Source organism: Anoxybacillus sp. TBDG-1 (assembly GCF_054815885.1).
The window spans coordinates 2,751-12,841 of sequence record NZ_JBTZSY010000054.1 but is presented as its reverse complement, the minus strand read 5'-3'; the positions used below and the strand labels follow the sequence as shown (position 1 = coordinate 12,841).

At 41.6% G+C, this 10,091-nt stretch carries 14 protein-coding genes and 1 pseudogene; 10 read left to right on the top strand and 5 right to left on the bottom strand.

Features of this window, described 5'->3' with window-relative positions; translation table 11 throughout:
- Positions 1-125 precede the first annotated feature (125 nt).
- Positions 126-401: a YutD family protein gene (locus tag ACYQY7_RS12500; protein WP_461202512.1), complete on the top strand. Its 276-nt coding sequence runs from the start codon at positions 126-128 to the stop codon at positions 399-401.
- Positions 402-423: 22 nt separating this feature from the next.
- Here ACYQY7_RS12500 and ACYQY7_RS12495 read toward each other — a convergent pair whose 3' ends face one another.
- Together ACYQY7_RS12495 and ACYQY7_RS12490 are read right to left on the bottom strand one after the other, a co-directional pair.
- The gene (locus ACYQY7_RS12495; RefSeq protein WP_461202510.1) at positions 424-696 is read right to left on the bottom strand and encodes a cytosolic protein; all 273 of its coding nucleotides are present in this window, start codon (positions 694-696) and stop codon (positions 424-426) included.
- 37 nt (positions 697-733) lie between these two features.
- Complete coding sequence (locus ACYQY7_RS12490) at positions 734-1,000, bottom strand: DUF3055 domain-containing protein (protein WP_461202508.1); 267 nt, start codon at positions 998-1,000, stop codon at positions 734-736.
- Positions 1,001-1,113: 113 nt separating this feature from the next.
- Between ACYQY7_RS12490 and ACYQY7_RS12485 the strand changes: the two genes are divergently transcribed.
- From ACYQY7_RS12485 to ACYQY7_RS12475, 3 genes are all read left to right on the top strand, one after another.
- Positions 1,114-1,554, top strand: coding sequence for a DUF86 domain-containing protein (locus ACYQY7_RS12485; protein ID WP_461202506.1), 441 nt, complete (start codon positions 1,114-1,116; stop codon positions 1,552-1,554).
- 50 nt (positions 1,555-1,604) lie between these two features.
- Positions 1,605-2,237 carry a helix-turn-helix transcriptional regulator gene (locus ACYQY7_RS12480; RefSeq protein ID WP_461202504.1) on the top strand — a complete coding sequence of 211 codons (633 nt, stop codon included), beginning with the start codon at positions 1,605-1,607 and terminating at the stop codon, positions 2,235-2,237.
- Between the two features lie 92 nt (positions 2,238-2,329).
- Positions 2,330-3,100: a TIGR01457 family HAD-type hydrolase gene (locus tag ACYQY7_RS12475; RefSeq protein ID WP_461202502.1), complete on the top strand. Its 771-nt coding sequence runs from the start codon at positions 2,330-2,332 to the stop codon at positions 3,098-3,100.
- A gap of 29 nt (positions 3,101-3,129) precedes the next feature.
- Here ACYQY7_RS12475 and ACYQY7_RS12470 read toward each other — a convergent pair whose 3' ends face one another.
- Positions 3,130-3,627 carry a phosphatidylglycerophosphatase A family protein gene (locus ACYQY7_RS12470; protein ID WP_461202500.1) on the bottom strand — a complete coding sequence of 166 codons (498 nt, stop codon included), beginning with the start codon at positions 3,625-3,627 and terminating at the stop codon, positions 3,130-3,132.
- A gap of 133 nt (positions 3,628-3,760) precedes the next feature.
- Here ACYQY7_RS12470 and yutH point away from each other — a divergent pair, with 133 nt between their 5' ends.
- The 5 genes from yutH to thrB all read left to right on the top strand — a co-directional run bounded on the left by yutH (position 3,761) and on the right by thrB (position 9,143).
- Positions 3,761-4,699 (top strand): spore coat putative kinase YutH, encoded by a 939-nt coding sequence (gene yutH / locus ACYQY7_RS12465; protein WP_461202499.1) that lies wholly within the window; start codon positions 3,761-3,763, stop codon positions 4,697-4,699.
- Positions 4,700-4,747: 48 nt separating this feature from the next.
- Positions 4,748-5,719 (top strand): 2-hydroxyacid dehydrogenase, encoded by a 972-nt coding sequence (locus ACYQY7_RS12460; RefSeq protein WP_461202498.1) that lies wholly within the window; start codon positions 4,748-4,750, stop codon positions 5,717-5,719.
- Between the two features lie 153 nt (positions 5,720-5,872).
- Positions 5,873-7,174 carry a homoserine dehydrogenase gene (locus ACYQY7_RS12455; RefSeq protein WP_461202496.1) on the top strand — a complete coding sequence of 434 codons (1,302 nt, stop codon included), beginning with the start codon at positions 5,873-5,875 and terminating at the stop codon, positions 7,172-7,174.
- Complete coding sequence (thrC, locus tag ACYQY7_RS12450; RefSeq protein WP_461202494.1) at positions 7,174-8,232, top strand: threonine synthase; 1,059 nt, start codon at positions 7,174-7,176, stop codon at positions 8,230-8,232. The genes ACYQY7_RS12455 and thrC overlap by 1 nt, the downstream gene beginning before the upstream one ends.
- Positions 8,229-9,143, top strand: coding sequence for a homoserine kinase (thrB, locus tag ACYQY7_RS12445; protein WP_461202491.1), 915 nt, complete (start codon positions 8,229-8,231; stop codon positions 9,141-9,143). Before thrC ends, thrB begins: the two co-directional genes overlap by 4 nt.
- A 37-nt stretch (positions 9,144-9,180) precedes the next feature.
- Here thrB and ACYQY7_RS12440 read toward each other — a convergent pair whose 3' ends face one another.
- On the bottom strand, positions 9,181-9,417 hold the full coding sequence (locus ACYQY7_RS12440) for a NifU family protein (protein ID WP_003398276.1): 237 nt from the start codon (positions 9,415-9,417) through the stop codon (positions 9,181-9,183).
- Positions 9,418-9,511: 94 nt separating this feature from the next.
- Between ACYQY7_RS12440 and ACYQY7_RS12435 the strand changes: the two genes are divergently transcribed.
- Positions 9,512-9,817: a YuzD family protein gene (locus ACYQY7_RS12435; RefSeq protein WP_461202489.1), complete on the top strand. Its 306-nt coding sequence runs from the start codon at positions 9,512-9,514 to the stop codon at positions 9,815-9,817.
- Positions 9,818-9,828: 11 nt separating this feature from the next.
- On the opposite strand, the pseudogene ACYQY7_RS12430 reads toward ACYQY7_RS12435, so the two are convergent.
- A pseudogene (locus tag ACYQY7_RS12430) lies at positions 9,829-10,091 on the bottom strand (hypothetical protein); the annotation flags it as partial.

Here is a 10,091-nt window from a genome sequence, read left to right as displayed (position 1 = left end):
TAACCAAAAAAATCGGTCGAGAAAAAAATCTCCCACAAAGTCTTGACTCAAACAAGCGTTATAATGGTGATTGCTTGGGAGAAAGACATGTTTTATGATAGAAATGGAAAGAAGAGGTGAGAACGATGATTTGCATTCATAATACATGTTACGAGCTTGTAGAAAATGTGCGCAACGGCTTTAATGAAGAAGCATTTCGTGCTCGCTATACAGACATTTTAAATAAATATGATTACATTGTTGGCGATTGGGGATATAATCAGCTTCGCCTTCGTGGCTTTTTTGATGATTATAATCCAAAAGCGACGTATGATACAAAAATAAGTACATTATCGGAATATTTGTTTGAATATTGTAATTTTGGTTGTGCTTACTTTGTATTGCGTAAAGTAAAAAAATAGGTCAGAACGCCTGACCTATTTTTCATGAATACGGTTGTTGTCCGTTTTTGTCTGGATCATCGTGAACCGGATGTGCCCCTGGATCTTGGCGAGGAATGTTTTGGTGAAGCGATTTATACTCATAATTAAATGCGCTGTAATATCGCTGTCCTTTCTGCCATGGCGTACTTTTATTTTGTACCGGTTCATGTTCACCGCGTGGCGCACCATATGGACCTTCAGGCAATGTCTCTGGAACGAGAAAATTTTTCCTTGCTTCTACCGTTGAGAAATCATGATATGTTTCATCGGTCATGTGAACCCTTCCTTTCGTTTTTTACATAGCGTGCCACTTAACCGACAATTTCATGTAAAAAGCTTCGCAACTCGTGTGCATCTTCTTCGTTTAAGTTGTATACGTACTCAATATATCCAGATTCTTGCAAGTCATCTGAGCCGATGATTGCGTATCGGTTACTTTGTAAATCAAGCACAAGCACTTTTCCATAAAAACGGTCCGTTTGAACGATCGCTAAATCAAATCGATCATTTTTGCCGACGAAGCTGACAAAACGTGTTTTTGTGTCGACTGTATCATCATATAAAAAGAAACGCTCCATACTTCAACCTCCATATGTTTTTGTTTGCTTCTTCATCTTAACAAATTTCGGTTAGATGTGTAAAAGAAAGCGCTATGCTACAATAAAGTAAAAAGTAGAAAGGGAGATGAATGATGTATTTTGTTGATCGTCAAAAAATTGAGAAAACGTTGCAATACATGGAGGAAGTCGTTTCTTATATACAACCATCGTTTCATACACCGATCGAGAAGTTGGCGCTTGAACGTATAGGGCATGTGATTATCGAATCAATTATTGACGTTGGCAACGCAATGATTGACGGTTTTATTATGCGCGACCCGGGAAGTTATGAGGACATTATTGACATTTTAGTCGATGAACGTGTCCTGTCAGTTGAAGATGGAGAAGTATTAAAACGGGTCATTCATTTTCGTAAAAAGCTCGTTCAACAATACATCGCTGTGCCGCATGACGAATTGTTTGAAGTATTGCGGAAACATAAACAAGTACTCGAGTCATTTCCGCGCGCCATTCGTACGTATTTACACAATGAACTTGGCCCTGTGTCCGCCTTTTTAAACGAAAATGTTTAAAAATTGTGCGTATAGGGAAAATCGTGTAAAATGGAAGAGGGTGAAAAGTGATGCGAAAAAAAACCTCTTCCACAAAAGAGCAAATTTTGAAAATGTTAAAAGTACAAAAGCGGTTAACTGTCAGTGAAATGGCGGAACAATTACAAATTACAGAAATGGCTGTGCGCCGTCATTTAAGTGCACTAGAACGCGAAGAACTGATTGAATCGACGCTTGTTCGTCAACCGATGGGAAGACCAACAAACGTCTATCAATTAAGCATCAAAGGACATCAGCGGTTTCCCCGCCATTATCAGCAAACAATGCTAGATTTTTTAGCCGATTTAGAACAAATGGGTGGAAAACAAATTGTAGCAGAGTTGTTCCAAAATCGGCAAGAGCGGTTGAAAAAGCTATACGAACAAAAGTTTGGTGATAAATTGTTTGATGAGAAAATAAAAGAGCTTGTTGCGGTACAAAACGAGCATGGATATATGTCGGAGTTGCTACAACACGATGACGGCTCATTTGAGTTAGTACAACATAACTGCCCCATTGCTGAAGTGGCGCAAGCGTATCCGATTGCTTGTGAGTGCGAACGAAATTTGTTTGAAACGCTCATTCACGAGGCGGAAATTGTGCCGAGGACGTGTTTAGCAGATGGGGATGATGCGTGTCGTTACCATATTAAGCGAAAAAAATGAACAATCGTTGACATTCGCTGCGCTCTTTTTGACAAGTACAGTTGTTTTGCGTTAAAGTGTGAACGTGCAAGTTGTCAAAAGGAGTGGCAAAGGTGAAAACATACAAAGGATATTTAATTGATTTAGATGGTACGATGTATCGTGGGACAGAACGAATTGAAGAGGCATGCGCTTTCGTGCATCGTCTTTATGAAAAAGGCATTCCGTACTTATTTGTAACGAATAACTCTTCCCGCACGCCAGAACAAGTGGCTGAAAAGCTACAGAAATTTGGCATCCCTGCTACGAAAGATCAAGTATTCACGACAAGTCAAGCAACAGCAAATTATATTTATGAGAAAAAGCCAAATGCCTCAGTTTATGTTATCGGAGAGGATGGTATTCGCCGAGCGCTTGAAGAAAAAGGGTTTACTTTTGCGAATGAAAATGCCGACGTCGTTGTCATGGGCATTGACCGTAGCATTAACTATGAAAAATTGGCGATTGCCTGCTTAGCTGTTCGCAACGGGGCGCTGTTTATTTCGACAAATGGGGACATTGCGATTCCGACGGAGCGCGGACTTTTACCTGGAAACGGTTCGCTTACGTCGGTCGTTGCTGTGTCGACACAGACGAAGCCGATTTTTATTGGTAAACCAGAAAAAATTATTATGGAGCAAGCGCTTGAAGTGCTCGGTGTGCCGAAAGAAGAAACGTTAATGATCGGGGATAACTACGATACGGATATTATGGCGGGAATGAATGCGGGGATCGATACGCTTCTCGTTCATACAGGTGTGACGACGAAAGAAATGCTACAAACGTATGAGCGACGACCAACGTATGTCGTTGATTCGTTAAAAGAATGGACGGATCGCATATAAAAGGTGCCTAGTGCAGGCACCTTTTTTGCTTATTCAACGTGGGCCGCGCGATGTGCTAAACGGCTTGAAGCGGCAGCGGCAATCGCCCCAACGATATCATCTAAAAATGTATGACAGTAACCAGAAGATTTATCATTTAATTTTTTTAAAATACCTGGTTTTTGTTTGTCAATATAACCGTAATTCGTAAAACCAATGGAACCGTACACGTTGACGATCGAAAGAGCTAAAATTTCATCTACTCCATATAGTCCTTCATCCTTTGCGATAAATGATTGAAGCGGCTCTTGTAGTAACCCTTTCTCTGCCAACATATCGAGCTGGATGCCTGTAAATAATGCATTTTGCACTTCGCGTTTCGCGATCACCCGATTCACGTTATAAATACACTCGTCCATTTGTAAGTTCGGATGATATTTCGATTGTAAATAATAAACAAGCTCAGCAATATGTTCGATTGTTACCCCGCGATCCGCAAGCCATTGTCGTGCAATTTTCTCCGTCTTTCCTATCTTTTTTTCCTCCATCCAACTTCACCTATTTCATTTTTTATTTTTTACAATGTATGTGCTGTTTTTATGAAACGTGCGTTCATTTCTTCTCTCATATGAAGTTTATACGTATTTTTTAAACATATACATGAAAGAAGGAGGGATGTGCATGGATTATTATTTTCAAGTTGATCATATGGAGTCAGTAGGAGATCGTTTTTTTGTTCGAAGTGGAAATGACATATATATAGTGGTGCCAACAAATGAAAAAGAAAGCGATATGCAACAATTATATTACATGGCGATGTATATGCGAGCACAAGGTGACGAAACGATTGCCACGTTGCTACCAACGAAAACGGGGCGGTTTGTTGGTATGCTACAAGGAAAACAAGTGAGTGTATGGAAAATTGAAAATCGGATGCAAACGGGTGATATTGCACACCAGCTCGCATTATTTCATCAGCGTGGACGCACATATCCGTATGCGGTTTCATCGCGTAGTCGATTCGGGCGATGGGGAGAACTATGGGGACAACGGATTGATCAATTAGAACAATTTTGGCAATTGCAAGTAAGATCTTATGAAAAGAGTAAAATAGACGAACAGTTTATTGAAACGTTTCCGTATTATGTCGGATTGGCTGAAAATGCGATTCAGTATGTCATGGATACGCAGTTAGATGAAGTTCCGTTGCGTAGCGATCTACCGACGATTTGTCACGAACAATTTGCTCCTGAAACATGGGCGATGGGGAAAATACCGACGGATTGGGTGTTCGATCATGCAAGCCGCGATGTTTCCGAATGGATTCGAAAGCAATGGCTTATGAAACAATCAGATGAGACGATTGTCCATTTTTTGCGAACGTACGAACAGGTGCAACCACTTAGCCAGTTTTTTTGGCGAATGGTTTATGCTCGTTTGCTCTTTCCGCTTCATTATTTTCAAGCGGTTGAAAAATATTATGGAACAGAAGGGGACATAAGACAAGGCTATGAGCAGCAATTGCGACAAGTATTTGATGAGATGGGAACTTATGAACAAAAGCTTCGCCATTTTCATGACATGACTACTGTTTCCATTCCTCGTCTTGATTGGTTATAAATATGTTACAATGAAACGGAGGACGATGTGCGAAAGGGGGGAAAAGATATGGGGAGACCATATGTATTTATTACAAGAAAACTACCAGACGATATTGTTGCTCCGTTATGCGACAAATATGATGTAAACATGTGGCCGCATGAGCATCTTGCCGTACCGCGCGATGTGCTACTTCAAGAAGCAAGCCGAGCAGAAGCATTAATTACGATGTTATCTGATCGCATTGATGAGGAGTTGTTGAAACAAAGTGTGAGGCTTCGTGTTATTGCGAATGTAGCTGTCGGTTACGACAATATTGATGTAGAAGCAGCGACAAAACGAGGAATTATTGTTTGTAACACCCCGGATGTGTTGACAGAAACAACGGCGGATTTAACATTTGCTTTGTTATTAGCCACAGCAAGAAGGGTCATTGAATCAGCAGAGTTTGTCAAAGAGGGGAAATGGAAAAGTTGGAGCCCGCTTTTACTTGCAGGGACAGATGTTCACCATAAAACAATTGGGATTGTCGGAATGGGTAAAATTGGTCGAGCGGTTGCGCAGCGAGCAAAAGGGTTTCATATGCGCATTCTATACTATAATCGTTCGCGAAATATAGAAGCTGAACGAGCGCTCGACGCGACGTATTGTTCGTTTGATGAATTACTAGAACAAGCAGACTTTGTCGTCTGTTTAGCTCCGTTAACAAACGAAACGTATCAATTATTTAACCGTGAGGCATTTATGAAAATGAAGCGATCAGCTATGTTTATTAACGCGGGACGCGGGGCAGTTGTAGACGAAGAAGCGTTATATGATGCGTTAATCAACCGACATATTGCTGCCGCGGGATTGGATGTATTTGCACAAGAGCCGATTCGTTCGGATCACCCGCTTTTACAATTGCCAAACGTTGTTGCTTTACCGCATATCGGAAGCGCAACGAAAGAAACGCGGTACGAGATGATGGAACTATGTTGTCGCAATGTGATCGCTGTGCTAGAAGGAAAGGAGCCTCATACACCTGTACAGAGCCAATAGGCTCTTTTTTGTTTTTTTTAGAAAATTTTTAAACATAAAACGTTTTCATATGGTACGATAATGAAAATAAGGATTGTAAAAGAAATAGAGATCCTCTATAATGTCTACTATATAAAAACGAATGTTCATTCCAGAGAAACAGAGGTGAGGAAGATGGTAAAAAGCGTATCAGTTGGATTGTTAGGATTAGGAACAGTTGGCAGCGGAGTAGTTAAAATTATTAAAAACCATCAAGATAAATTAATGCATCAAATTGGCTGTCCTATTGAAATAAAAAAGATTGCAGTTCGTGATCTCAGCAAAAAACGGGATGTCATTTTGCCAGAGGCAGTATTAACAACACATGTAGAAGAAGTGATTAATGACCCGGACATTGACGTTGTTATTGAAGTAATGGGGGGCATTGAAGAAACGCGGCAATATATATTACAAGCATTAAAAAATGGAAAGCACGTCGTTACAGCGAATAAAGATTTAATGGCGTTATACGGAACAGAGTTGCTTTCGGTTGCATCGGAGCACGGTTGCGATTTATTTTATGAGGCAAGCGTAGCTGGAGGTATTCCGATTTTGCGTAGCCTCGTGGACGGATTAGCTTCCGACCGAATTACGAAAATGATGGGGATTGTGAACGGAACAACGAATTACATTTTAACAAAAATGAGCAAATTCAATCGACCATATGAAGAAGTATTGGCGGAGGCGCAAGCGCTTGGATATGCTGAAGCGGATCCGACAGCGGATGTGGAAGGATTAGATGCGGCACGGAAAATGGCAATTTTAGCTCGGCTCGGCTTTTCAATGCATGTCGATTTACAAGATGTGTATGTAAAAGGAATTACAGGGATTACAGAGGAAGACTTAAACTACAGTAAACGACTTGGCTATACGATGAAATTAATTGGTATTGCCCATCGAGACGGTGACAAAGTAGAAGTGAGCGTGCAACCAACATTGCTACCTGAAACGCATCCACTTGCGTCTGTGAACGATGAATATAATGCAGTTTACGTTTACGGTGAAGCAGTTGGAGAGACGATGTTTTACGGTCCGGGGGCAGGAAGCTTGCCGACAGCAACGTCTGTTGTGTCCGATTTAGTTGCGGTGATGAAAAATATGCGCCTCGGTGTGAACGGAAGAAGTGCAGTCACCCCGCAATATGCCAAGTGTTTGAAAGACGATAGCGAAATATACTCTAAATATTTCTTACGCATTCATGTGAAAGATCAAGTTGGGGCGTTTGCGAAAATTACATCGCTCTTTTCAGAACGGGGAGTGAGTTTTGAGAAAATTTTACAACTCCCTTTAAAACAAAAAGACTTAGCTGAAATCGTGCTCGTTACACATCAAGCATCTTTAAAAGATTATCGTGATGTATTGCAGCAGTTGCGTGATTTAGAAGTTGTTGAAGAAGTGAAAAGTTCGTACCGCGTAGAAGGGGAAGGTGTGTTGTAATGTGGAGGGGATTGCTGCATCATTATCGTGACTATTTGCCAATTACAGACAAGACGCCGATGTTATCGTTAAATGAAGGAAATACGCCACTTATTCCGCTTATTCATTTGTCGGAAAGGCTCGGTGTGGAGTTATACGTCAAAACAGAGGGAGCGAACCCGACAGGATCATTTAAAGATCGTGGAATGGTCATGGCTGTGGCTAAGGCAAAGGAAGAAGGAAGCGATACAATCATTTGTGCTTCGACAGGCAATACGTCTGCAGCGGCAGCGGCATATGCTGCTCGCGCAAATATGCGTTGCATTATCGTCATTCCAGATGGGAAAATTGCGCTTGGGAAGTTGGCGCAAGCGGTCATGTATGGGGCGGAAATTGTTGCAATTCAAGGAAACTTTGATCATGCATTAAAAATGGTGCGCCGTTTGAGCGAGGTGGCGCCTGTCACGCTTGTCAATTCCGTTAATCCATATCGAATTGAAGGACAAAAAACAGCAGCGTTTGAAATTTGTGAGCAACTTGGGCAAGCGCCTGATATTCTTGCAATTCCAGTAGGAAACGCGGGGAATATTACAGCATATTGGAAAGGATTTAAGCAGTTTCATGAAAAGCATGGGACGAAGCTACCAGAAATGCGCGGGTTTGAAGCGGAAGGGGCAGCAGCGATTGTACGCAATGAAGTGATCGAAAATCCTGAGACGATTGCGACGGCGATTCGAATTGGTAACCCAGCGAGTTGGGAATATGCTGTTCAAGCCGCCAACGAATCGGGCGGAAAAATTGATGAAGTGACGGACGAACAAATTTTAAATGCATATCGCTTACTTGCACGCGAAGAAGGAATTTTTGCAGAGCCCGCTTCGTGTGCATCTGTTGCGGGTGTGATGAAACAAGTAGAAAGTGGGGAAATTGCAAAAGGAAGCCGTGTTGTTGCGGTGCTTACAGGAAATGGATTGAAAGATCCGAATGTCGCGATGGAAGCAACGAATATACAGCCGATCGTTTTGCCAAATGATGAAGAAGCAGTGTTTGCACATATTCAAGGAGCTGTTCTTCAATGAATGATGGGGAGATGTTAAAGATTGTCGTGCCGGGCAGCACAGCCAATCTCGGTCCTGGCTTTGACTCGATCGGATTAGCTGTATCGTTACATTTAACGTTGGAAGTCGTGCGTGCAGAATCGTGGGGATTTATACCGAAAACAAATGAAGTAAAAAGCATTCCAACAGGGGAAAACAATTTAATTTATCAAGTAGCAAGCAAATTAGCGAGCGAGTATGGTGTGACGTTGCCGTCTTGTCACGTATTTGTTTCAAGCGATATTCCGTTTACTCGTGGGCTTGGCAGTAGTGCCGCAGCGATTGTAGCCGCTATTGAATTAGCAAATGAGCTTGGACGTCTCGGTTTGTCCAAAGAGGAAAAAATGCGGGTAGCTAGTTTGTATGAAGGTCATCCTGATAATGTTGGTGCCTCTTTGTACGGGGGATTAGTTATTGGCAGTCATTTAGAAGAACGTACACATGTTGTGTATATTCCGCACATACCGCTTGATTTAATTGCTGTCATTCCAACATATGAATTGGAAACGAAAAAATCTCGTACCGTTCTTCCGGGTGTATTTATGCGTGCGCAGGCAGTGGAGGCAAGCGCTATTAGTAACGTGCTCGTAGCAGCGTTGTTAACGCAAAACTGGTCGCTTGTTGGTGAAATGATGGATGCAGATGTATTTCATCAACCATATCGGGAAAGTCTCGTTCCTGAATTGCGACATGTGCGCACAGTAGCGAAGCGGAATGGAGCGTTTGGTGTTGCGCTAAGTGGCGCTGGTCCGACGGTGCTCTGTTTTGCAGAACAAGGTAGGGGAAAAGAAGTATATGCTTCGTTACAAGTAGCTTTTCCACATTGCGATGTTCGCATGCTATCCGTAGAGACGACAGGTAGCTGCGTATATAGGATGGCGTTAGAAAAATAAAAAGGGTGCCCAATCATTTTTGGGACACCCTTTTTTATTAGAACACTTGTTCAACTTCAACAACGCCAGGAACTTCTTCAAGCAATGCGCGCTCAATGCCGGCTTTTAGTGTAATTGTTGAGCTTGGGCAGCTTCCGCATGCACCGAGAAGACGAAGTTTAACAACGCCATCTTCCACATCAACTAACTCACAATCTCCGCCGTCGCGAAGCAAAAATGGACGAAGTTTATCTAATACTTCTTGCACTTGTTGTTTAATATCTTGATCTGCCATTTTCATCGACTCCTTTCATTAATTTTATTATAATCATCATGATGAAAAAAATCTATTTACGTGATTTAACTTTTTTCCAGGGGAGAGAATGAATGTGATTGAAATATGTGTATATGGGGCGGATATCATTTGTCCTTCTTGTGTCGGTGCACCATCATCAAAAGATACGTATGAATGGCTTCAAGCTGCTGTTTCGCGCAAATATCCGAACCATTCATTTAAGTTCGTTTATGTTGATATCTTTTCGCCACCAGAAGATAAAGAAAAACGTCAATTTGCGCAAAAAGTCATTGACGAAGACTTGTTTTATCCTGTTGTTGTCATTGATGGTGAGATCGTCGACGAAGGAAACCTAAGATTAAAAAATATTTACGAAGCGATTGAAAAAAGGGCGAAGTAACTCGCCCTCATTCATTTTACACAACGCAAATCAATAATTTGGGCTTCATGTTCAATTGAACGTTTAGAAAGTACATCTAAAATACGCTCTTGTCTTTTCTGATTTGCTTCAATATTTTTGACGATTTCATTCGTTTCAAGTACAGCTTGTTGGATCATTTTCAAGTCTTGCTTTGTAGCCATGGCTTTGAGGTCTTCTTTTGTAGCCATGTTTTCGAGATCTTGCTTTGTAGCCATGGCTTTGAGGTCTTCTTTTGTAGCCATGTTTTCGAGAT

Bases quoted from the DNA above. Each gene is read 5' to 3' on its own strand.
- ACYQY7_RS12500 (WP_461202512.1), top strand. From the start codon at position 126: ATGATTTGCATTCATAATACATGTTACGAGCTTGTAGAAAATGTGCGC.
- ACYQY7_RS12440 (WP_003398276.1), bottom strand. From the start codon at position 9,417: ATGGCAGATCAAGATATTAAACAACAAGTGCAAGAAGTATTAGATAAA.
- thrC (WP_461202494.1), top strand. From the start codon at position 7,174: ATGTGGAGGGGATTGCTGCATCATTATCGTGACTATTTGCCAATTACA.
- ACYQY7_RS12470 (WP_461202500.1), bottom strand. From the start codon at position 3,627: ATGGAGGAAAAAAAGATAGGAAAGACGGAGAAAATTGCACGACAATGG.
- ACYQY7_RS12455 (WP_461202496.1), top strand. From the start codon at position 5,873: ATGGTAAAAAGCGTATCAGTTGGATTGTTAGGATTAGGAACAGTTGGC.
- ACYQY7_RS12485 (WP_461202506.1), top strand. From the start codon at position 1,114: ATGTATTTTGTTGATCGTCAAAAAATTGAGAAAACGTTGCAATACATG.
- ACYQY7_RS12490 (WP_461202508.1), bottom strand. From the start codon at position 1,000: ATGGAGCGTTTCTTTTTATATGATGATACAGTCGACACAAAAACACGT.
- yutH (WP_461202499.1), top strand. From the start codon at position 3,761: ATGGATTATTATTTTCAAGTTGATCATATGGAGTCAGTAGGAGATCGT.
- thrB (WP_461202491.1), top strand. From the start codon at position 8,229: ATGAATGATGGGGAGATGTTAAAGATTGTCGTGCCGGGCAGCACAGCC.
- ACYQY7_RS12460 (WP_461202498.1), top strand. From the start codon at position 4,748: ATGGGGAGACCATATGTATTTATTACAAGAAAACTACCAGACGATATT.
- ACYQY7_RS12480 (WP_461202504.1), top strand. From the start codon at position 1,605: ATGCGAAAAAAAACCTCTTCCACAAAAGAGCAAATTTTGAAAATGTTA.
- ACYQY7_RS12495 (WP_461202510.1), bottom strand. From the start codon at position 696: ATGACCGATGAAACATATCATGATTTCTCAACGGTAGAAGCAAGGAAA.